The following is a 22,526-nucleotide window of genomic DNA, read 5'->3' as shown; positions in this document are numbered from 1 at the left end:
TGCGGTGCGCCCGGCTTTGAGGTAAAGCAGGGCCAACAATGAAAGGCCGACCATGCCCCATCCGATAGCCGAAGACCTGATCGCAAGCGTTCTGCATCGCGATTCCAACGTCATCGTTCTGAACAAGCCGCCGGGATTGGCATCGCATGGCGGGCCGAAAACCTATTTCCATGTCGATGCGTATCTGCCCGACCTTAAATTCGGCATTCAGCCCGAACCGACCCTGGCGCACCGACTGGATCGCGATACGGCCGGGTGCCTGTTGCTGTGTCGGCATCCGAAATCATCGAAAAAGATCACCCGCCTGTTTACCGAAAAACTGATCGGGAAAACCTATTGGGCGGTGGTGCGTGGTGCGGTTGCCGATGATCATGGATTTATCGACGCGCCGATTGGCAAGACCAATGATGAAAGTGGCTGGCAGATGCTGGTTCATGAGGACGGGCAGCCATCAAAGACCGAATATCGGGTGCTGGGGCGTGGCAAGGACGAAGCGGGCGATGATATCACCTGGCTTGCCTTGACGCCCCATACGGGCCGCACGCACCAGCTGCGTGTGCATCTGGATCATATCGGGCATCCGGTGCTGGGCGATCCGTTTTATGGTCGGGGGGATGAACCGCCGATTTTTGGACAGCCGCCGACCCTGATGCTTTTGTCGCGCCAGATCGTGGTGCCGTTCCATGCCGACCGCGACCCGGTGGTGGTCGATGCACCGCCGCCCGAATTGATGCGGCCGGGGCTTTCGGCCTGTGGTTACGTCGGTGACTATGCCCCGCATGCGGCGTCAGTTGATGCTCAGTATGGCGGCGATGGCAGCGATGCTGAAGGCGGACAGGAGGGTTTCGAGGGTGATGATTGAGGCCATGGCCTCGGGATCACCATTCAGCTGCCGGGCGAGGATATAGGCGTTGCCCGCGCACGGCATCCCGGCATAAAGCACCCCCATCGCCAGAACCATGCCCTCCACCCCGGCGAGATGCAGTGCAATGCCGGTGATCAGCGGCAGGAGGGCGAGCTTGATCGTGGTTGAAAGGGCAATCGCGCCCAATGCCTGTTTGCTGAGGATAAATCGCAATCCGGCCCCGACCGACAGCAGGCTGAGCGGCAGGGCCGCGGTTTTGAAAAGGGCGGCGGTATTTTCAATCGGCAGTGGCACGTGAATGTTGCTGATATTCAGAACCGCCCCGGCCCCGGCGGCGATGATGATCGGGTTTTGCGCAAGGCCGAGCATGATGCGTTTGAAGCTGCCCTTGCCACCGGCAAAGGCATTCAGCACCACAACCGCCAGCATGTTGGTGGCAATCACCATCACCGCGATGAATACAATCGCCAGTGCCAAGCCTTCGCTGCCATAAAGCGCATCGGCGACGGCGAGCAGGACATAGCTGTTATAGCGGACCGATCCCTGAAAGATCGAGGTAAACAGCGGTGTGTTGCGGGTGATGAGCGGGCGCAGAAGCAGCAAAACCGCCGCAAGGAAAAGGGTCGCGCCCAAGGTGACCATGACGGCAGTGCCCGCATGCCCGGAACTGAAATCGGCACGGTAAATTTCAACGATCAGAAGAGATGGCAACAGCAGGTAATAGGTTAGCCGATCAATCCCGGCCCAGATGTCAGACCCGGTGATCAGATAACGTTTAAGTGCAGCGCCGACCAGAATGGCGGCAAAGATCGGAAAGATGGCAGCGATCAGGTCATAGGCGAGATTCATATAGAGAATGACCTAGAAATTGCTATGGTTGGCTTTGCTGGGTTGCTTGATAATGTAATTGCAAGTTTCGATGTTATGTCATTTTTTGCTGAAGCTCTGGGGGCTAATTTGCCGGACAGATTTATTTTTCGCCAAGTGTATTACAAAGATATTGAAGTATTTTTGGTTGACGGAGAGGTGCGCTCAAAAAATCATGAGCATCCTCAGCTGTGTCATCAAGCTTCCTATCAGAGCATAGTTGACCGAAGAGGGAGTCCGCTGTTCCAGATGCCTGATGGTGGCGTTGTTAATGATTATGTACCATTCTATTTTTCTCCAATTACATCATTCACTTTTACAATTTTTAGGGGGAACGTAGATTTGATGTCCCCCGAAGGCGATAATTTAGGACCTGCTTGCGAAGAAGATAGAGTATTTCTGGTTGCAAAGGTTGAAAATTTCCGTGATAGCGGGCTAGATTTCTGTTTTAGCGACTTCGCCTTAAACTCAAATGCTCCATTGCCAGTTCTATGTGGTGATTTGGATTCTTTGGAAGAACATGTTCATTGGGATATGTTTGACGAATATCCTTACAAGGGTAGAATCGAAGAGCTTGGGTACAATGGTGTTTGCCAATACTTCAAAAGCATGGACGATCCGCCAGAACGTATGACTCGAAGCCAAAAGCGCATGGCTGAATTCCTGGTTCGTTCCGCAGTCCCACTTGGCCTAATAGATTGCTTGATTGTCAAATCAGAGACGATAAGAGATAAGCTCGAGCAGATGATGGATGCCTCAGTTTGGGATATCCCAATATATGTAAAACCCGGATGCTACTACCAATGACCCTCTCATTCAAAAAAGGCGACATGTTTTCCGAGGCGGTGGATGCTCTCGTGAATACGGTCAACTGCGTCGGGGTGATGGGGAAAGGTGTCGCTCTTGAGTTTAAAAAGCGTTGGCCGGACAACTATAAAGAATATAAAAAAATATGTTCTGCAAAGGGCTTAAGGCCTGGCAAAGTTTTTGTTTATGATACAAAGCAACTTTTCCCGACAGATGGCCCCAGGTTTTTGGTCAATTTCCCGACCAAAGATCATTGGAGAGCTAAATCCAAGCTGGATTATGTCGAGAGCGGTTTGGATGCTCTCGTCGAGGCGATTGAGAATTATGGCATCAAATCTATCGCGATTCCGCCGCTGGGATGTGGAAACGGTGGGCTGGATTGGTCTGATGTAAAACCGTTAATCATTGAGAAGCTCGAAAATCTCTCGAATGTTGACGTTCGGGTGTTTTATCCAAAAGAAGCGGTTGATGAACCGGAGTATAGTCACTCCAAGTTTGCGATGACATTTGAGCGGGCAGTGCTTCTTAAAAGTCTGGGTGACTTGGAGCGCTATTTTGACGGATCATTTGATCGAATTTCGCTGCAAAAAATAGTGTATTTTTTGCAGGCTTTTGGTGTGAATTTTAACCTCAGATTTTCACGGGATTTCCACGGACCTTACTCAGAATCTTTGAAGAAGGCTTTTGTCGCGCTTGAGTATCATAAGATGATTGCCGGTTTTCAAACTGGCGATAGACAGGCACATGTAACGCCAAGCGGATATGCTGCTGCAGATGAGTATCTGAATTCCAGCGATGCAGCAGATCGTATTATTGATCGTTTAGGTAAACTGGTGCAGGGCTATGAGAGCCCTTACGGTCTGGAGCTTCTATCTTCGGTTCATTGGTTGGCACATCATGAGAATTGCTATCCGCTTGAGATGGTAATCAAAGAGATGAACAGCTGGAACGAGAACAAAAGAAACATCTTCAGCGATGAAACAATACGTGTGGCGTACGGTCGCTTGCAGGAAGATGGTTTACTGAACTGCGCGTAAATCACTAAACCTTGCGGTTCTGGTATTCGGCAAAAACCTGTTCGGGGGAATGGCCGCGATATTGTTCGCAGATTTCCTCGAATTTCGGGTTGCTGATCAGAAGGTCGGCGGTGCTGCGGTTGCACGCAATCGGCACTTCATACATGTTGGCCAGCCGGATCAGCGCACGCACATCGACATCGTGGGGCTGGGGCGTCATCGGGTCGGTGAAGAAAAACATCGCCTGCAATTCGCCATGCGCAATCATCGAGCCAAGCTGTTGATCACCGCCGAACGGGCCGCTTTTAAGGGCCACGATATCAAGATCGGGAAAGCGTTCCTGAAGCACGCGACCGGTGGTGCCGGTGGCGAAAATCCGGGTGCCGGAAAACTGTGATTTGTGGTTTTCCAGCCAATCGGCCATTTCGCGTTTGCGACGGTCGTGGGCGACAAGTCCGATCGAAAGCGTCATGGGTGGTTTCTCCTGCGTCTTGATCCGGGCGACCCCGGCGGGTGATCTTAGCGGACCGGTCCATCATAGGGCAATATGATGGCATAGTTTATTGAAAATAAACGAGAATTTTTGCCAGAACCGGATAACGAAAATTTTTGCAAAATGTTCTTGATTTGTTCTTTTATTTGTGGCATAAAGATAAAGTCAACAGGACAAATGGGTCCGGAGACATAACCCGCCAAGCGTGATTCGCTTTGGCGGGTTTTTGCGTTTCGGGGTCGGATTGTTTGTCAAAAGCAGGGGATGAAGTGATGAAAAAGCGACGATGTTAAGTGGTTAAGTAGCAGGCGATCACCGCCAAGCGCGGAAGATCCGTGTGGGGTAAAGTCATTACAGCAGGAGTGCGTCCGGGCATTGAAACGGCCCGGGAAACGGCGGCGTAAAGTTTGACAAACCGGAAAGACAGAACGGGAGAGGTGCGCCTGCCGGGAAGGGCGCGGGCCAGATTTGGGCCGATGCGGGGCCGGATGCGGATCGAGCCGACGATTGGGCAGATCAGCTGCGGAGCAGGGGGGGTGGGGCAGCGATGTCATCACGCCCGTGCCGGGATTGGCAGCGTTGGTCAACACGGGTGAGTTCCGTTCAGGCCGCAACATTTGGCGAAACTGGCGAGAGCGGAGCAAGCCGAGGCGAGGCGTTCGAGCCCAGCAGCAGAACCCGCCTTTCGTCACACCCGCGAAAGCGGGTGTCCATGTTTCAGCAGGTTGGGTGTGTCAGGTTGAGGTAGGGGCCGTCTATCGGTGGGTGGTGCGTTGCCGAGCGGTTGTCTGGATTCCCGTTTTCACGGGAATGACGGTTGGGGGAGTTCGCGAGGAACGGTTAGGGGGGGAGAGGGGGCAATCATGGAATGCCATGAGCAGGTCGGCATCAGCCCCCCTTGGTCTTTTTGGTATTGGTTTTTGGTTCGACGTGGCGGCTTGGTTCCATCCGGTCATGCAGGACGCGGATGATGTCGACCCTGCCGGGTTCGGTGGTGCGGTAGAAGATCACATGCACCGGATTGCCGACCGGGGTGGTGTTGCTTTCGGTGCGGCTGTGGCGGATATGGAAGCTGCGCATATCGGGGTGTAGTTCCGGGCGGGCGGCGGTGGCACCGCCTTCGGGGTTTTGGGCGATGCGGCGGAGGGCGGCCAGAAGCAGGGCGGCGTAACGGTTGCGTGCGTCCTGCCCGTGCCGGTGCGTACTTTCATCAAGAAGGGCGTTGATATCGGCTTTGGCCGATGCCGTAAGCCGGTATTGTGCTGCCACGGATCAGGCTCCGGCGGTTTTGCCAGTGGTTTTGTCAGTGGTTTTGTCAGTGGTTTTGTCAGTGGTTTTCTCGGGGGGAGCGAGCCAGCCTTCGAGGCTTGCGTCGTCCATATCCTCGTAATTGCCGTTTTCAAGATCGGCAATGCCGGTATCGATGCTTTTGCGCAGCAGTTCGAGCTTCAGCTCGTCCTCTTTCCAGCGTTGCTGCAAGCCGCGCACGGCGTCGCGCATCGCTTCGCTGGCATTCTGGTATTTTCCGGCCCTGACCATCTTTTCAACGAAAGCGTCCTGATCATCGGTCAGATTGACATTTCGGGTTGGCATGTCGGAGCTCCTTCTGATCGGCGAATTCTATCGCCATTGGCAAAGATTGCCAATGGGTGTTTGCGCTCGTGTCGCGCGGATGATGGACCGGGCCGCAGAAGTTTCCTTTTTCGTCTTTCGGTGGGGTTGGGGGTGCCGGGTTCGCGTAGGGGGCGTCTATCGGCGGGCCGGGCTTGCCGCACGGTTGTCTGGATTTCCGCCTGCGCGGGAATGACGTTGGGGAAGTTGCGGGGGACGGTTAAGAGGGCGGGCTGGCAAAGGGGGGGCGGGTTTAGGCGGTGGGGAGCCTGAAAGCCGCGTAAAACAAAACGGCCGCCCCATTGGAGCGGCCGTTTCACGGATCGGGTTGCCCTGATCTTATTACATATGGATCGCGCGTTTGTCGGCGTCCAGGGCGGCTTCCTTGACGGACTCGCCAAGGGCCGGGTGGGCGTGGCAGGTGCGCGCGATGTCTTCGGCAGAGGCGCCGTATTCCATCGCCAGCACAACCTCGGCAATCAGATCGCCAGCCGCCGGGCCGACAATATGTGCGCCGACGACGCGGTGGGTTTTCTTGTCTTCGAGGATTTTGACAAACCCCTCGGTGCTTTCCATTGCCTTGGCGCGACCGTTTGCCGTGAAGGGGAATTTGCCGACCTTGTAGTCGACGCCTTCTTCCTTGAGCTGCTCTTCGGTTTTGCCAACGGCGGCAACTTCGGGCCAGGTGTAGACAACACCCGGGACCTTGCCGTAATCGACATGGCCTTCTTCGCCTGCGAGCATTTCGGCCAGCGCAACACCGTCTTCCTCGGCCTTGTGGGCCAGCATCGGACCGATGATGGCATCCCCAATGGCAAAGATGCCCTGCACGTTGGTCTGGAAATGTTCGTCGGTTTTGACGCGACCGCGATCATCAAGTTCGACGCCGACCTTATCAAGGCCAAGGCCCTTGACGAACGGACGGCGGCCAATGGCGACCAGAACGACGTCGGCCTTGACTTCCTCGGCATCGCCGCCCTTGGACGGTTCAACCGTGAGCGTCACGCCAGACTTGCCGGTTTTCGCACCGGTGACCTTGTGGCCCAGTTTGAATTCAAGGCCCTGTTTGGCAAAGATGCGCTGGGTCTGTTTGACCAGTTCGCCGTCCATGCCCGGCAGGATGCGGTCGAGATATTCGATCACGGTAACTTCGGAACCAAGCCGACGCCAGACCGAACCGAGTTCGAGACCGATCACGCCCGCCCCGATGACAACCATCTTTTTCGGCACTTTCGGGAGCACCAGACCACCGGTCGAGGAGACGATGTTTTTCTCGTCAATCTCGACACCCGGCAGCGGGGTGACTTCCGAACCCGTGGCGATCACGATGTTCTTGGCGTTCAGGGTTTCTTCGCCGCCGTCCAGAAGGGCAACCTTGACCGAGGTGGGCGAAGTGATTTCGCCAGCACCCTTGACATAGGTGACCTTGTTCTTCTTGAACAGGAATTCAATGCCCTTGACATTGCTGTCAACGACCTTGTCCTTGCGGGCCATCATCTTTTCGAGATTGACCTTCGGCTTGGAGACTTCGATGCCATGGGTATCGAAATGCTCCGTCGCTTCCTCGAACAGGTGGGAGGAATGAAGCAGGGCCTTGGACGGGATGCAGCCCACATTGAGGCAGGTCCCGCCAAGGGTGCCGCGTTTTTCAACGCAGGCAACCTTGAGACCAAGCTGTGCGGCGCGGATGGCGCAAACATAACCGCCAGGACCGCCACCGATCACGACAACGTCGTAGTTCTCAGCCATGAGTTCTTTGATCCTTTTGTCTGATCAGATGTCGAGCAGGATGCGTTCCGGGTTCTCGATGCATTCCTTGACGCGTACCAGGAAGGAAACGGCTTCGCGGCCGTCAATGATACGGTGGTCATAGGACAGTGCCAGATACATCATCGGACGGATTTCGACCTTGCCGTCGATGGCGACCGGGCGCATCTGGGTTTTGTGCATGCCGAGGATACCGGACTGCGGCGCATTCAGGATCGGGGATGACAGAAGGGAGCCAAACACGCCACCATTCGAAATGGTGAACGAGCCGCCGGTCATTTCATCCATGCCCAGTTTGCCGTCACGTGCGCGTTTGCCGAAATCGACAATCGTGCTTTCGAGGTCGGCAAAACTTTTCTTTTCCGCCGAACGGATCACCGGAACAACCAGACCCTGCGGGGTACCAACGGCAACGCCGATATCGCAGTAGTTCTTGTAGATGAAGCTGTTGCCATCAATCTCGGCATTGACCGCCGGCCATTCATTAAGCGCGGTGGTGCAGGCCTTGATGAAGAAGGACATGAAGCCGAGCTTCACGCCGTGTTTCTTTTCAAAGCCGTCCTTGTACTGATTACGGCAGGCCAGAAGGTTGGTCATGTCCACTTCGTTATAAGTGGTCAGCATGGCCGCGGTGTTCTGGGCTTCTTTCAGGCGGCGCGCGATGGTCTGGCGCAGCTTGGACATCTTGACGCGTTCTTCGCCTTCGCGCAGTTCGCGTTCGGGCTTCGGTGCAGCAGGGGCGCTCGGCGCGGCAGCCGCCGCGCGCGGCGCCGATCCACCATTTTCGAGGAAGTTCAGAACGTCGCCCTTGGTCAGGCGGCCGTCTTTGCCCGATGCCGGAATTTTCGACGGGTCGAGATTTTTGTCTTCGACCAGTTTGCGAACGGCAGGCGGCAGCGGATGATCGGCATTGGCCGAGGTCGAAGCCGCCGGTGCGCTTGCTGCCGGGGCAGCAGCCGGTTTGGCTTCTTCTTTTTTCGGCTCTTCTTTCTTTGGCTCTTCCTTGGCTTCGGCTTTTTCTTCCTTGGCCGGAGCAGCGCCTTCGGCACCTTCCTTGATCATGGCGATCAGGGCGCCGACTTCGACTTCGTCACCTTCCTGGGCTACCAGTTCGGCAATCGCGCCGGCGACCGGTGCGTTGACTTCGACGGTGACCTTGTCGGTTTCAAGTTCGACAATCGGTTCATCGGCTGCAACTGCATCACCGACTTTTTTGTACCATTTCGCAATTGTTGCTTCGGTAACAGACTCGCCCAGCGTGGGAACTTTAACTTCAGTCGCCATTTTTTCCTCGACCGTTTTTTCAATCAGACAGTTTGGGCCTGCCCGAATACGAATGAATTCTGAATGTGCGGGTCGGACGGGCGGTTTCCCGCCCGTCCGATAAAGTTATTTTACGCTCAGCGCGGCATCGACCAGTTCGGCCTGTTCGCGCAGGTGAGCCTTGAGCAAGCCCGTTGCCGGGGACGCGGCAGCCTTGCGACCGACATAGATCGGGCGACCGGCCTTGTGTTTGATCTCGGACAGCACGCCTTCGATACGACGATCGACGAAGTACCACGAACCCATGTTTTCGGGTTCTTCCTGACACCAGACCACGTCGGCATTGGGATATTTGGCAAGTTCTTCTGCCAGTTCCTTGGCCGGCCACGGATAGAGCTGTTCGACGCGCACCAGGGCAACATCGTCAATCCCGCGGTTTTCGCGTTCAGCCAGCAGATCGTAATAGACCTTGCCCGCCGACAGGACGACGCGTTTGACCTTTTTGGCATCGGTCAGTTTGCCGGTTTCGCTGATCACTGATTTGAAGACGGTCCCCGGTCCGAATTCGGACAGCGGCGAGACCGCCTGTTTGTGACGCAGAAGCGATTTCGGCGTCATCAGGATCAGGGGCTTGCGGAACGAACGGCGGATCTGGCGGCGCAGGATGTGGTAATAGTTTGCAGGGGTCGTGACGTTGGCCACCTGCATGTTGTTTTCACCACAAAGCTGCAGATACCGTTCCAGACGGGCGGAACTGTGTTCCGGGCCCTGACCTTCGTAACCGTGCGGCAACAGCATCACCAGACCCGACATGCGCAGCCATTTGGCTTCGCCCGAGCTGATGAACTGGTCAATGATGACCTGTGCGCCGTTGGCAAAATCACCGAACTGGGCTTCCCACAGAACCAGCGAATGCGGTTCGGCAAGGGTGATGCCATATTCGAAGCCCAGAACACCGGCTTCGGACAGGGGCGAGTTGAGGACTTCAAGCTCGGCCTGGCCGGTACGGATGTTGTTGAGCGGGGTGTATTTTGCCTCGTTGGTCTGATCGACCAGTTTTGCGTGACGCTGCGAGAAGGTGCCGCGCTGGCAATCCTGACCGGACAGACGCACAGGTGTGCCTTCGCACATCAGGGTGCCGAATGCGAGGGCTTCGCCGGTTGCCCAGTCAATGCCTTCGCCGGTTTCGAACATCTTGGCCTTGGCCTTGAGCTGGCGCAGGATTTTCTTGTTGATGTCATAGTCGCTGGGCGGGGTCGAAAGCGCCCGGCCAACTTCCTGCAACAAGTCGTTTTCCACACCGGTCTGACCGGTCCAGTCCGCATCTTCGCCGTGCGAGGAGGCGAGGCCCGACCATTTGCCTTCGAGCCAGTCTGCCTTGTTCGGGCGATAGGCTTCGGAGGCCTTGAATTCGTCGTCAAGGTGGTTCTGGAATTTCTGATCCAGTTCCTTGACGCGTTCTTCGGTCAGAAGACCTTCCTTGATCAGCTTCTGGGCGTAGATGTCCTTGGTGGTCGGGTGTTTGCCGATCACGTCATACATCTTGGGCTGGGTGAAGGCCGGTTCGTCGCTTTCATTGTGGCCAAAGCGGCGATAGCAGAACATGTCGATGACAACGTCCTGTTTGAATTCCTGACGGAATTCGGTCGCGATGCGTGCGGCGTGAACCACGGCTTCGGGGTCGTCACCATTGACATGGATGATCGGCGCCTGAACGACCTTGGCAATATCCGAGCAGTAAGGCGAAGAACGCGAATCAGACGGCTTGGTGGTGAAACCGATCTGGTTGTTGACGACAAAGTGGATCGTACCGCCGGTACGATAGCCTTTGAGGTGCGACAGATCGAAGGTTTCAGCGACAAGACCCTGACCGGCAAAGGCCGCATCCCCGTGAAGGAGGATACCCATGACCTGTTCGCGTGCCGTGTCCTTGCGCTGTGCCTGTTTGGCGCGGACCTTACCCAGAACGACGGTGTTTACCGCTTCGAGGTGGGAGGGGTTCGCGGTCAGCGACAGGTGAACAACGTTGCCGTCAAATTCGCGGTCGGCGGACGTCCCAAGGTGATATTTGACGTCACCCGAGCCCATCACGTCGTCCGGCTTGGACGGGTTGCCCATGAATTCCGAGAAGATCGCCTGGAACGGTTTGTTGAGCACATTGGCCAGAACGTTCAGACGACCACGGTGCGGCATGCCGAACACGACCTCGCGGATGCCAAGCTGGCTGCCGCGTTTGAGGATCTGTTCAAGGGCCGGCATCAGGGCTTCGCCACCGTCGATGCCGAAACGCTTGGTGCCGACATATTTGGTGTGCAGATAGTTTTCGAAACCTTCGGCTTCGACCAGACGTTCAAGGATGGCTTCCTTGCCGCGTGCGGTAAACTGTGTCTGGTTGCCGATGCTTTCGACGCGCTGCTGAATCCAGGATTTCTGTTCAGGTTCCTGGATATGCATGAATTCGATGCCGATCGAGCCGCAATAGGTTTTGCGGGCCAACGATACGATCTGACGAACGGTCGCGGTTTCAAGGCCAAGAACATTGGCGATGTAGATCGGGCGATCCATGTCGGCTTCGGTGAAACCATAGGTTTTCGGATCGAGTTCCGGGTGCGGATCGCGCGGGGCAAGGCCCAGCGGATCAAGATTCGCTTCGAGATGGCCGCGCACGCGATAGGAGCGGATCAGCATCAGGGCGCGAATCGAATCATGTGCCGCGGCACGGATGGCGTCGGAGCTGACCGGCGCGGTCTGTTGTGCGGCGTGGGCCGCCGGTGCGTAACCGCCATTGGCGGGACGTTCGGCGTGACCCTGTGAGACGTCGTAACCTTCCATACCGCCAACAACCTTGGTTTCCCGCGGCTGCCAGCTGGGTCCCTGCATTTCGGCAAGGAGATCGGAGGCGTCGTCCTGCAACCCGTCAAAAAACTCGGCCCAGCTCTGATCAACCGCAGTTGGGTTGCTCTGATACCGGGCATAAAGTTCAGCGATGTAGGTTGCGTTCGACTCGTTCAGAATCGTGTCGATATCTTGAGGTTTCATTTGTGGTCTTGGAAGGCATGGTCCCGAAAGAGACCACGCCTCCCCCTGCCTTTCCTCTGACTACCCTGATTACCCGTTCAAAGCCTTGAGCATGGTCGAGCCAAGGCTTGCCGGGGAATCGGCAACAAGAATACCAGCGCTGCGCATTGCTTCCATTTTCGCATCCGCAGTGCCCTTACCGCCGGAGATGATCGCACCGGCATGGCCCATGCGTTTACCCGGAGGTGCGGTCACACCGGCAATGAAGCCGGCAACCGGCTTTTTGACTTTGGAAGCCTGCAGGAATTCGCATGCTTCTTCTTCGGCGGAACCACCGATTTCACCGATCATGATGATGCCCTGGGTTTCAGGGTCATTCAGGAACAGTTCAAGGCAATCGATGAAGTTGGTGCCGTTGACCGGATCACCACCGATACCGATACAGGTCGACTGACCGAGCCCTGCGGCCGTGGTCTGTGCGACTGCTTCGTAGGTCAGCGTACCGGAACGCGAAACGATACCGATTTTGCCGCGACGGTGAATGTGGCCCGGCATGATGCCGATCTTGCATTCGTCCGGCGTGATGACGCCCGGGCAGTTCGGACCGATCAGACGGGTGTTCGAACCCGAAAGGGCGCGCTTGACGCGGACCATGTCGGCAACCGGAATGCCTTCGGTGATGCAGACAGCCAGTTCGACCTTGGCGTCGATGGCTTCGAGAATTGCATCAGCCGCGAAGGGCGGCGGAACATAGATCACCGATGCATTGGCACCGGTCACATGGACCGCTTCGTCAACGGTGTTGAAGACCGGCAGGTCAAGGTGCTTGGTGCCGCCTTTACCCGGGGTTACGCCGCCAACCATTTTGGTGCCATAGGCAATTGCCTGTTCGCTGTGGAAGGTACCCTGCGAACCGGTGAAACCCTGGCAGATAACTTTGGTGTTTTTATCGACGAGAACAGCCATAGTTACGCGGCCTCCTTCACAGCTTTGACCACCTTTTCGGCGGCATCGGCAAGGTTATCGGCCGAAACAATCGGCAGACCCGATTCTTCGAGGATTTTCTTGCCAAGTTCGACATTCGTACCTTCGAGGCGAACGACCAGCGGAACGTTCAGGCTGACTTCGCGGGCTGCTGCCACAACGCCGTCTGCGATCACGTCACAGCGCATGATACCGCCAAAGATGTTGACCAGGATGCCTTCGACATTCGGGTCAGACAGGATCAGCTTGAAGGCCGTGGTCACGCGTTCCTTGGTGGCACCGCCGCCAACGTCAAGGAAGTTTGCCGGTGCGCCGCCATAAAGCTTGATGATGTCCATGGTTGCCATGGCAAGGCCTGCGCCGTTGACCATGCAGCCGATGGTGCCGTCGAGCTTGATGTAGTTGAGGCTGTGTTTTGCAGCTTCGAGTTCGGCCGGGTTTTCTTCGTCTTCGTCGCGCAGCTCTTCGATGTCGGGATGACGGAACAGCGCGTTGTCGTCGAAGTTCATTTTGCAATCGAGCGCGATGATGTCGCCATCACCGGTAACGACCAGCGGGTTGATTTCAACCATGGCGGCATCGGTTTCGAGGAAGCAGTTATACATGGCGGTCATGAATTTGACGGCCTTGGAAACCTGTTTGCCTTCGAGGCCCAGTGCGAATGCGAGTTTACGGCCATGGAAGCCCGAGAAACCGGCAGCCGGATCGATGTCAACGGTGACGATCTTTTCCGGGGTTGCTTCGGCAACTTCTTCGATGTCCATGCCGCCTTCGGTGGAGGCCATGAAGATCACGCGCGAAGTGGCACGGTCAACAAGCAGCGAAAGATAAAGTTCGCGTGCGATGTCGCAGCCTTCTTCGATATAGACGCGTTTGACTTCCTTGCCATCCGGGCCGGTCTGGTGGGTGACCAGGGTCGCGCCGAGCATCTGGCCGGCATTGGTGCCGACTTCCTCGACGCTTTTGACGACGCGAACGCCGCCCTTATCGCCAGCGGTTGCTTCCTTGAAGGTGCCTTTACCGCGGCCGCCTGCATGGATCTGTGATTTCACCACGTAAACCGGGCCAGCCAGGGACTGGGCCGCTTCGGTGGCTTCCGCAGCGGTGTATGCAACCTTGCCGTTCGGCACGGTCACACCGTATTTGCGAAGAATTTCTTTCGCCTGGTACTCATGAATATTCATGTTCGGTCGCTTTCTTGCCTTCCGTACGATTTCCTGTGGGTCAGAAATCGTGGTTTCAATGTCCCTGCTTCATAACGGGACGTTGTTGCGAGGCCCGCGTTCATTGACGTTATAATAACGACAATGAATGAAAAACGGGCCGGTCACTGACCAGCCCGCTTCGCGATCTTAGAGCATGCCCTTGGCAGCTTCGACGAGGCCGCGAACAGCGTTCACGGAATTGTCGAAGTTTGCCTTTTCGGACTCGTCGAGATTGATTTCGACGATGCGTTCAACACCGCCAGCGCCCAGAACGACCGGGACGCCGACATACAGGCCGTCAACGCCGTATTCGCCGCTAAGGTAAGCAGCAACCGGCATGACGCGTTTCTGGTCTTTCAGGTAGCTTTCGGCCATCGCGATTGCCGAAGCAGCCGGGGCGTAGAAAGCGGAACCGGTTTTCAGAAGAGCGACGATCTCAGCACCACCGTCACGGGTGCGCTGAACGATCTGGTCGATCTTTTCCTGGGTGGTCCAGCCCATTTTGATCAGGTCGGGAACCGGGATACCGGCAACGGTCGAATAACGGATCGACGGGACCATGGTATCGCCGTGACCGCCCAGAACGAAGGCGGTGACATCCTTGACCGATACATTGAATTCTTCGGCGAGGAAGTAACGGAAGCGGGCAGAGTCCAGAACGCCAGCCATGCCGACAACTTTTTTCGGATCGAAGCCGGTTGCCTGCTGCATCACCCAGACCATCGCATCAAGCGGGTTGGTGATGACGATGACGAATGCGTCCGGGGCATGTTCCTTGATGCCCTGACCAACCTGGGTCATGACCTTGGTATTGATGCCGATGAGGTCATCACGGCTCATACCGGGTTTGCGGGCCACACCGGCAGTCACGATAACGACATCAGCGCCTGCGATGTCCTTATAGTCACTGGTGCCCTTGAGGTCGGCATCAAACATGTCGACGGGGGAGGATTCAGCAATGTCGAGAGACTTGCCCTGTGGCATGCCATCAACGATGTCGAAAAGGACGACGTCGCCAAGCTCTTTCAGGCCGACGAGGTGGGCCAGAGTACCACCAATATTGCCGGCACCGACGAGCGCGATCTTGTTGCGGGCCATTCCGTTACCTTCTTCCCTATTGCGCTTCCGAGGCGTCGAAACTCAACTTGGGAGCGCGATTGAAAATTTAAACCTGCGAACGCGAAAGAATCGTTCGTAAACACCGAGTGTCGTAAACTGATTCGGCCGCTTTTACAAGGGGAAACGCCGCTGTTTTCACGAGGAAAACCGCCGGTTCCCGGTTTGTTGCAACTATTGTCTAAACGCTTAAAAACCAATCATGTTGCAGATGCGAATAAATGCAAATCGGCAGCAAAACCAAAGCCTGTTTGCGCCTTGGCGCTGCCTAAAGGAAAGGCAGGTCGCGCTTTTGCCGCGAATTGATGCGCATGATCTTATCTTTTGACGTCCAGCCTTGCAGGAAACGGCCATCTGCCATGCGGCAGGCGGTGCATGAGGAAATCGTGCTTCAGGCAGATTCTGCATTTTTGCAAAGACAAATGCACGCCAGGCGCAAGAATCGGCATGCCAACCCGCACCTGCTGGTGATTTTTTGTGCCATCATTGAACCCGTGTGGGTGGAGTCGTTTTTGAGGCGTTCAAATTCGCCCGGACCGCAGAGGCATCAGATGGGGCATCAGATGGGGCATCAGATGGGTCAGGTCAGATGCGGCATGTCGAGATATTCCTGGCTGCGCATTTCGGTCATGCGCGACACGGTGCGCTGAAATTCAAACGAATAATCGCCGTCGGTATAGATTTCCGACGGATCGCATTCAATCGCACAGATCAGCTTGGTTTTATGTTCATACATCGCATCAATCAGGGTTCCGAACCGTTTGGCCCAATCACGGCGCGAGTCCGGCAGTTTCGGGATCAGGTCGATGACGATGGTGTGGAAATGGGTGGCAATCGCGATGTAATCGCCCGGTCCGAGCGGCTTGGTGCAAAGTTCGTCAAAGGTGAAGCGCGCCACACCGGCCCCGGCGGCGGAAATTTCGATCTTGCGGCCCTTGTTGGTCAGGCTGTCGGGGGCGACGCGCGCACCTTCGGTGACGGTTGCGAACATCTCGTCAATTTTCGCTTTCGCATCGGGACCTGCCGGGAACAGGAAGACATCGGCCGCCGTCAGGTTGCGCATGCGGTAATCGGTGGGGCTGGCGAGTTCGAGCACATCAAGTTTCTGTTTGATCATGTCGATGAAGGGCAGGAAGTTCTGACGTTGCAGGCCGTCCTTGTAAAGATCATCGGGCATGCGGTTGGATGTGGTGACAATCACCACGCCATGATCAAAAAGCTGTTCGAACAGGCGGCCCAGAATCATCGCATCGGTGATGTCGGTGACCTGCATTTCATCAAAGCATAAAAGCCATGCATCATTGGCCAGATCCTTGGCAATCGGCGGGATCGGGTCGGCGTCGTCCTTTGATTTGGTTTTGCGGAAACGGTGCATGCGATCATGCACGTCCTGCATGAAATCGTGGAAATGCACCCGGCGTTTGCGATCCACGGCAACGGTTTCGTAAAACAGGTCCATCAGCATCGATTTGCCGCGTCCGACTTCGCCGTAAATATATAGCCCTCGCGGCGGTTCGGGTTCTTCGCGGCGGCGCGTCAGGCCAAACCGTTCGCGCCAGCCGCCCGACCCGGTGTGGGGTTCGTAATGGTTCAGCGCCTTGAACAGGCTTTGCAGTTTTTCGGCACAGAGTTCCTGCATGGGATCATGGGACAGTTCGCCCGCGGTGATTTTCGCGCGGTAACGTGAAAGCGGGCCGTCGGTCATCAGGGATCTCGTCATGCAGTGAAAAAGGAATAAGGAGGCAAAGTCATAGCGCCAAGCTGCTTTGCAATGCAACATGCTGATGTGACATAGGTGTTTATGCCGTGTTTTGGAATCAGATCAGGCGCATCTTTTTAAACAGCCAGATTTCAAACAGGACAATCCCGGCCAGAATGATCGACACGCCCAGAAAGCCAAACGGGCTTTCGGCGGCGGGAATTCCGCCGACATTGATGCCCAGAAGCCCGGTGACGAAACTGATTGGCAGGAACAGACCGGCGATCACGGTCAGCCAGTACATGGTGCGGTTCATGCGTTCGGTTTCCAGCGCCATCATGTTTTCATTGACGATCTGGATGCGTTCGCGAAGGGAGTCAAATTCTTCGACCAGGCGGATGGTTTTATCGGTCAGCGTGCGCGCACGGCGTTTATAGCGTTTATCGGTCCAGGCGGTTTTATGTTCGACATACTGGGCCAGCGCATCGCGTTGCGGGGAGAGATGGCGGCGCAGACGCAAAAGCTGATTGCGGACATCCGAACAGCGCCGACGCAGCGGCAGGGTTTTGTTTTCAGGCGTGCCTTCCTGATCGTCTTCGATGGTATCGACGTTTTCTTCAAGGCCAAGGACGACATTATCGACGCGAAATACCAGCCGTTCGGCGACGGTGAGGACGAAATCATCGGGATTGCGCGGCGCGTTATTCTGCGCAATTGCGGCCCGGATATCATCAAATGCCTTCAGCGACCGGTTTCGCAGCGTAATCACCAGATTGCCCGATACCCAGAAGCGGGCCGAAATCATATCGGCGGGATCATTTTCGGCGTTCAGATTGACGCCCCGCAAATTCATCGAATAGCCATGATCATAAAAGAATACCGATGGTCGGGTGCCCCGCGTGGACAGGTTATCGGCAATGGTGGGATCAAGCCCGACAATATCGATCAGCCAGCGCCGGACACCATCCGCCATCCAGTCGAGATGCACCCAGAGAAATTCGTGTTCACCGGTTTGGGGAAGACTGTTTTGGATATGGTGCCATTCAAGGGGCGTTCCGTTGCCGTCGCTATCGAGTTTGAACGCATTGATCAGGGCGGATGAAGGCATATGGGGCTCCGTCTGGTGCTTGAAGACAGGTTGGGGCCGGTCCGGGAACGAAACGGGACGTGATTCGTTATCGACGACAGTGTAACCTGTTTGCAAATCAGGAAAAACGGGTTTTGGGCATTCGCCCGCCAGAGGTCAGTATGGAATATCTATCATGACGACAGTTCGACCGATTGTAGTGTGGATTATGGCGACAATAATGTCCGCCATCCTGATCAGTGGCGGCGCATATGCGCAGGACAAGACACAGGAAAATCCCCAGAAGATCGAACTGGATCAAAGCCAGAAACTGATATCTGGCTGGAATGACGGTCTTGATGACATTGATGCGGCCCTGTCGGACGGCGAAGTCAGCGGGCGGTTGTTAAATGAAAGCCGGGCCCAGGTCGAAAAAATCACCGAGGGCAGTGCGACATTGCAGTCAAGTGCGGCGGAGCGTCTGAACCGCCTGAATGCGGCCCTTGGCAAACTGGGCGAACCGCCCGCCGAAGGCCAAAGCGAAGTCCCCGCGGTTGCCGCCGAACGATCCCGTCTTAACGATGCCATTGCCGAGATCAGCGGCGTGATCAAGCAGGTTGAGCTGGTTGATTTTCGTGCGACCGAGGTTTCCGACCATCTGGCGCGGATTTCGCGCGAACGGTTTACGCGGCGTATTCTGGGCCGGGTTGACGTGCCGTGGGACGGCGAAACCTGGGGCCAGGTATGGTCGGGCGCGATTGAACTGCCCGACATGGTGCGCAGCCGCTATGCCGATCTTGATCTTAAAGGCCAGATTGGCGACGAGCTGGCAGAGGTCGCGCCGGGGCTGGTGTTGCTGGCGTTTATCGTGATGGCCGCCCTGATCGGCGGCGAGGTCGCGGTGCTGCGCTGGTTGCCGGAAAGATGGCAGCATGTGCCAAAGGAAGACCGGGTTTCATTGATATCGGGGACGCGGTTCCTGTTTACGGCGATGGTGCCGGGTATCGCACTTGTCATTGCCTATCAGATCGTTAATCGACAGCCCGACCTTCTGGCCGGAAGCATGGGTGATTTCATCTATCAGTGCTTTGCGGCCCTTTTGTTCCTGCTGTTTGTCGGGGCGGCGATCCGCAGTATTTATTCCCCGTTCCTGCCGGGGATGCGGCGTGCGGGCACAACCGCGACGGGGGCGCGGGTTGTCGGGCTTTTATCGTTGCTGGCGGCGGTGATTTACGCATCCGATCTGGTGCTGCTGCAGGGTGCGACCACGCTTGGCACGTCGCTTGAAATCGCGCTGGTGCAAAGTGTTTCCAACGTTTTCCTGATTTCGGTCATTCTGTTTGTCTGTTCGCTTGGCGTGTTCTGGGAACATGGCGAACCGGACCGGCACGAATTATGGGCCAAGGTCGAAAGACGGTCGCGCCGCGGATTGCGGATCGTGGCGGTCCTGCTGCCGGTGCTGACGCTTCTGGGCTATGTGGCGCTCGCACGGTTCATCCTTGAAAACCTGATGACCGGGCTTGCGTTTATCACCAGTTACTGGCTGTTGCGCGGCTATGCGCGGGCGCTTGTGCATACCTATCTGGTGAAACCTGCGGCACCCGATGATGACGGGGCCAGTGATGCGGTGCATGGCACGCTTTATTTCTGGCTGCGTGTGACGATTGATGTCGTGATGTTTTCGGTTGCCGTGCCGCTGGCGGTGCTGATCTTTACCGACATTGCGTGGGCGGATTTGCTTGATGCCGCCGAAAAGGCGTTTATCGGGATACAGGTGGGCGGGATCAATTTCTCGCTCCGTGCCATTCTGATCGCGATTTTGCTGTTCCTTGCGGTTCTGGGCGTCATGCGGTTTTTCCAGCGGATGCTCAATACGCGCGTTCTGCCCAACACCAAGCTTGACGAAGGTTTGCAGCATTCGGTTTCGGCGATTTTTGGCTATGCCGGGATCTGCCTTGCGGTGTTGCTGGCGATTTCGGCGGCGGGGATGGATTTGTCCAACCTTGCGATCATTGCCGGTGCGATTTCGGTCGGTATCGGTTTTGGCATGCAAAGTATCGTCAGTAACTTTGTGTCGGGCCTGATCCTTCTGATCGAACGGCCGATCAAGGTGGGTGACTGGATCGTGGTCGGGGCCGATCAGGGGCTGGTCAAGGATATCCGGGTGCGCGCGACCGAGATCGAAACCTTTGACCGGTCATCGGTGGTGATCCCGAACTCCGAACTGATTTCGAACCGGGTGATGAACTGGACGCTGAAAGATCGCAGCGGGCGGGGGATCATCAAGATCGGGGTTTCGTATGGATCGGATGCCAACAGGGTGCGTGAAATCCTGCTTGAGATCGCCGATAAGCGCCGCGAGATTCTCAGCTATCCGGCCCCACAGGTGGTGTTTATCGATTTCGGGGCCAGCTCGCTTGATTTCGAATTGCGCTATTTCCTGCGCGATATCGGTGATGTCCTGTCGGTCGGCAGTGCGGTGCGGTTTGAGATCCTTGAACGGTTCCGGGCCGAGGGTGTTGAAATTCCGTTCCCGCAGCAGGATGTGCATTTCCGCGATATCGACAGACTGGCCGACGCCATCCGCGATGCCGGGCGGGGCAATGCCAAGCCGGTGATCGAGCCGAAGGATGATATCGCGGAGGCGAGTGCCGAAACAGGTGATGGCGAGGGCACCGACCCGGCCACACCGCCATCGACCGCCAAGGATGAAAACCGCGACAAGGATGCGGCTGCGCGCAGCATCCCCGATGCCGGGGGTGATGCGGACGGGGATGGGCCACGATGACGCGGGTGGCGGTTCAGGCGTGGTTTTAGGCGTGAATTGACATTTTGCAGTACTGCATATATGTTACATGTAACGTTATGGAGGGCTGTCATGCCAACCTCTGTCAATGAGCGCGTTCAGAAAAGACGCGATGCGATGCGGGCCGCTGGTTTGCGACCCGTTCAGATTTGGGTGCCGGATGCGCGCAAACCCGGCTTTGCGGCGGAGTGCCGACGCCAGTCGCGGATCGTTGCCCAGTCCGACCTGCATGATCTTGAGCTTCAGGGCTTTATGGATGCTGCCCTGATGGATCTGGATGACGAGGATGGTGCGTGAAGCGTGGTGATCTTGTGACTGTTGCCGTGCCGGGCGATTTCGGGAAACCGCGACCGGCACTTGTCGTTCAGGCGGATCATTTTCAGGAAATGGCAACCGTGACGGTTCTGCTTGTCACAAGCACGCTTGTTGATGCCCCGCTTATTCGTCTGACTATCGAACCGACCCCGGAAAACGGGCTTCTCAGCCGGTCGCAGATCATGGTCGACAAGATCATGACCGTGCGGCGTGACAAGCTGGGCGCGCCGTTTGGCCATGTCGATGAGGATATGACAATCGCGGTTAACCGCGCGATGGCGCTGTTTCTGGGCTTTGCCTGAGCCATTTCGGTGCTGCAGCAGGATGTGCCTTTGCGCGATATCGCGGATCAGATATCGAAAAGCGCAGCCGTGATCTTTTGGCCCATCGGGGCCATCAGGTGGCGGTCGCGTTGCGAGAGCCAGCGCATTTCGGCGATTTCGCGTGATGGGGTCAATGTGCCGGTGAAGCGGGCGGCGAAGCATTGCATGCGGACAATAACCCCAGATGGCTGGTTATGGCCGCGACCGGCATGGATGCCCAGTGGGCGGATGGATTTTTCGATCAGCATTACGCCGAGTTCTTCGCGGATTTCACGGATCAGGGCTTCGATGGCGGTTTCATCCGCATCAATCTTGCCACCGGGCAGGTAAAAACGATCCCGCCCGTGGCTTCTTACCGACAGGACTTTGCCGCCGTCGCGGAAAATCCAGTTGGCAGTTTCGACAAGTCTGGGGGCCGGTCTGATAGCGTTCATCGTGATCCGCTCCGGTCAGAGGATGGCAACATCCAGCCCGATATCGACCGCCGGGGCCGATTGGGTGATGCGCCCGACCGAAACATAATCAACACCCGTGGCGGCAATTGCACCAATGGTTTGCAGGTTCACACCACCCGATGCCTCGGTCTTGCAGCGACCGCCGACAATCGCGACGGCCTGACGCAGCATATCAGGGCCCATGTTATCAAGCAGGATGATGTCGGCACCGGCATCGGTGGCTTCACGGACCTGATCAAGCGTATCGCATTCGACTTCGATTTTCGGCAGGTTTGCCGCACGGGCGGATTTCACGCATTCGGTGATCGAGCCGACAACGCCGATATGGTTATCCTTGATCATCACCCCGTCATAAAGACCCATGCGATGGTTCTGCGCACCGCCCATGCGGGTGGCGTATTTTTCCATCTTGCGCCAGCCCGGAAGGGTTTTGCGGGTATCAAGCAATCTGGCGGTCGTATCGCCCATCGCCGCGACATAGCTGCGTGTGGTGGTGGCAATGCCAGACAGATGTTGCAGGGTATTAAGCGCTGTGCGTTCCGCGGTCAGGATGCCGCGTGCATTGCCTTCGACCACGGCCAGCACGTCCTTGGCTGCAATCGCATCGCCGTCCTCGCAATGCTTGGTGATTTTGGCATCGGGGACCAGTTTGCGGAAACATTCAAGGGCGATATCCAGACCGGCGACCACGATATCTTCGCGCGTTTCAAGGGCGACGCGCAGGCGCGCATCGGCGGGAATGACATTATCCGATGTGATGTCACCGGGGCCGATATCCTCGGCAAAGGCGCGGTCGATGAATTCGGAAATTTCAGCCTGGGTCAGGACGGTCATGGTGGGGCGCATCTTT

The 22,526-nt window shown here is 56.5% G+C and carries 20 protein-coding genes; 6 read left to right on the top strand and 14 right to left on the bottom strand.

Annotation, left to right across the window (positions count from 1 at the left end):
- Window positions 1-52: 52 nt before the first annotated feature.
- Window positions 53-862: an RluA family pseudouridine synthase gene (locus tag ABIE64_RS14775; protein WP_037990425.1), complete on the top strand. Its 810-nt coding sequence runs from the start codon at window positions 53-55 to the stop codon at window positions 860-862.
- Here ABIE64_RS14775 and ABIE64_RS14770 read toward each other — a convergent pair.
- Window positions 788-1,714, bottom strand: a complete 927-nt coding sequence (locus tag ABIE64_RS14770) for an AEC family transporter (protein ID WP_354377811.1) — start codon at window positions 1,712-1,714, stop codon at window positions 788-790. The two genes, ABIE64_RS14775 and ABIE64_RS14770, sit on opposite strands and share 75 nt — an antisense overlap.
- Window positions 1,715-1,738: 24 nt before the next feature.
- Between ABIE64_RS14770 and ABIE64_RS14765 the strand changes: the two genes are divergently transcribed.
- Together ABIE64_RS14765 and darG are read left to right on the top strand one after the other, a co-directional pair.
- Complete coding sequence (locus tag ABIE64_RS14765; RefSeq protein WP_354377810.1) at window positions 1,739-2,539, top strand: DUF4433 domain-containing protein; 801 nt, start codon at window positions 1,739-1,741, stop codon at window positions 2,537-2,539.
- Window positions 2,536-3,576 (top strand): type II toxin-antitoxin system antitoxin DNA ADP-ribosyl glycohydrolase DarG, encoded by a 1,041-nt coding sequence (gene darG / locus ABIE64_RS14760; RefSeq protein WP_007089212.1) that lies wholly within the window; start codon window positions 2,536-2,538, stop codon window positions 3,574-3,576. Before ABIE64_RS14765 ends, darG begins: the two co-directional genes overlap by 4 nt.
- Before the next feature lie 4 nt (window positions 3,577-3,580).
- Here darG and ABIE64_RS14755 read toward each other — a convergent pair whose 3' ends face one another.
- From ABIE64_RS14755 to ABIE64_RS14705, 11 genes are all read right to left on the bottom strand, one after another.
- Window positions 3,581-4,027 (bottom strand): methylglyoxal synthase, encoded by a 447-nt coding sequence (locus ABIE64_RS14755; RefSeq protein ID WP_354377809.1) that lies wholly within the window; start codon window positions 4,025-4,027, stop codon window positions 3,581-3,583.
- A 909-nt stretch (window positions 4,028-4,936) separates the two neighbouring features.
- Window positions 4,937-5,317 (bottom strand): type II toxin-antitoxin system RelE/ParE family toxin, encoded by a 381-nt coding sequence (locus tag ABIE64_RS14750; RefSeq protein WP_354377808.1) that lies wholly within the window; start codon window positions 5,315-5,317, stop codon window positions 4,937-4,939.
- A gap of 3 nt (window positions 5,318-5,320) precedes the next feature.
- Window positions 5,321-5,641 carry a type II toxin-antitoxin system ParD family antitoxin gene (locus tag ABIE64_RS14745; RefSeq protein ID WP_354377807.1) on the bottom strand — a complete coding sequence of 107 codons (321 nt, stop codon included), beginning with the start codon at window positions 5,639-5,641 and terminating at the stop codon, window positions 5,321-5,323.
- 360 nt (window positions 5,642-6,001) lie between these two features.
- Window positions 6,002-7,408: a dihydrolipoyl dehydrogenase gene (lpdA, locus tag ABIE64_RS14740; protein ID WP_007089208.1), complete on the bottom strand. Its 1,407-nt coding sequence runs from the start codon at window positions 7,406-7,408 to the stop codon at window positions 6,002-6,004.
- 24 nt (window positions 7,409-7,432) lie between these two features.
- A complete protein-coding gene (gene odhB / locus ABIE64_RS14735) occupies window positions 7,433-8,710 on the bottom strand; it encodes a 2-oxoglutarate dehydrogenase complex dihydrolipoyllysine-residue succinyltransferase (protein WP_354377806.1) in 1,278 nt (425 codons plus the stop codon).
- A gap of 105 nt (window positions 8,711-8,815) precedes the next feature.
- The gene (locus ABIE64_RS14730; RefSeq protein ID WP_354377805.1) at window positions 8,816-11,728 is read right to left on the bottom strand and encodes a 2-oxoglutarate dehydrogenase E1 component; all 2,913 of its coding nucleotides are present in this window, start codon (window positions 11,726-11,728) and stop codon (window positions 8,816-8,818) included.
- A 69-nt stretch (window positions 11,729-11,797) separates the two neighbouring features.
- Window positions 11,798-12,673: a succinate--CoA ligase subunit alpha gene (gene sucD, locus ABIE64_RS14725; RefSeq protein ID WP_085642343.1), complete on the bottom strand. Its 876-nt coding sequence runs from the start codon at window positions 12,671-12,673 to the stop codon at window positions 11,798-11,800.
- Between the two features lie 2 nt (window positions 12,674-12,675).
- Complete coding sequence (sucC, locus tag ABIE64_RS14720; protein ID WP_223305232.1) at window positions 12,676-13,905, bottom strand: ADP-forming succinate--CoA ligase subunit beta; 1,230 nt, start codon at window positions 13,903-13,905, stop codon at window positions 12,676-12,678.
- Between the two features lie 138 nt (window positions 13,906-14,043).
- Window positions 14,044-14,994: a malate dehydrogenase gene (gene mdh, locus ABIE64_RS14715; protein WP_007089203.1), complete on the bottom strand. Its 951-nt coding sequence runs from the start codon at window positions 14,992-14,994 to the stop codon at window positions 14,044-14,046.
- Window positions 14,995-15,592: 598 nt separating this feature from the next.
- The gene (gene zapE / locus ABIE64_RS14710; protein ID WP_354377804.1) at window positions 15,593-16,717 is read right to left on the bottom strand and encodes a cell division protein ZapE; all 1,125 of its coding nucleotides are present in this window, start codon (window positions 16,715-16,717) and stop codon (window positions 15,593-15,595) included.
- Between the two features lie 112 nt (window positions 16,718-16,829).
- A complete protein-coding gene (locus ABIE64_RS14705; protein WP_354377803.1) occupies window positions 16,830-17,819 on the bottom strand; it encodes a zinc transporter ZntB in 990 nt (329 codons plus the stop codon).
- Window positions 17,820-17,973: 154 nt separating this feature from the next.
- On the opposite strand from ABIE64_RS14705, the gene ABIE64_RS14700 reads away from it, so the two are divergent.
- The 3 genes from ABIE64_RS14700 (at window position 17,974) to ABIE64_RS14690 (ending at window position 21,200) form a co-directional block, all read left to right on the top strand.
- Window positions 17,974-20,565 carry a mechanosensitive ion channel domain-containing protein gene (locus ABIE64_RS14700; RefSeq protein ID WP_354377802.1) on the top strand — a complete coding sequence of 864 codons (2,592 nt, stop codon included), beginning with the start codon at window positions 17,974-17,976 and terminating at the stop codon, window positions 20,563-20,565.
- A gap of 90 nt (window positions 20,566-20,655) precedes the next feature.
- On the top strand, window positions 20,656-20,880 hold the full coding sequence (locus ABIE64_RS14695) for an antitoxin MazE family protein (RefSeq protein ID WP_341363095.1): 225 nt from the start codon (window positions 20,656-20,658) through the stop codon (window positions 20,878-20,880).
- On the top strand, window positions 20,877-21,200 hold the full coding sequence (locus ABIE64_RS14690; protein WP_341363096.1) for a type II toxin-antitoxin system PemK/MazF family toxin: 324 nt from the start codon (window positions 20,877-20,879) through the stop codon (window positions 21,198-21,200). The genes ABIE64_RS14695 and ABIE64_RS14690 overlap by 4 nt, the downstream gene beginning before the upstream one ends.
- A 47-nt stretch (window positions 21,201-21,247) precedes the next feature.
- Here the strand turns inward: ABIE64_RS14690 and ABIE64_RS14685 are convergent, their stop codons facing one another.
- Together ABIE64_RS14685 and nadC are read right to left on the bottom strand one after the other, a co-directional pair.
- On the bottom strand, window positions 21,248-21,655 hold the full coding sequence (locus ABIE64_RS14685) for an NUDIX hydrolase (RefSeq protein WP_354377801.1): 408 nt from the start codon (window positions 21,653-21,655) through the stop codon (window positions 21,248-21,250).
- 15 nt (window positions 21,656-21,670) lie between these two features.
- Entirely contained in the window at window positions 21,671-22,522 is an 852-nt protein-coding gene (gene nadC, locus ABIE64_RS14680; protein ID WP_503012852.1) for a carboxylating nicotinate-nucleotide diphosphorylase, read from the bottom strand.
- Window positions 22,523-22,526: the final 4 nt, after the last annotated feature.

Source organism: Thalassospira sp. MBR-102, from assembly GCF_040549275.1.
GTDB classification, from domain to species: Bacteria; Pseudomonadota; Alphaproteobacteria; order Rhodospirillales; family Thalassospiraceae; genus Thalassospira; species Thalassospira xiamenensis.
Note: the sequence above shows the minus strand (reverse complement) of the source record. Positions and strands in the feature narration are given on the sequence as shown.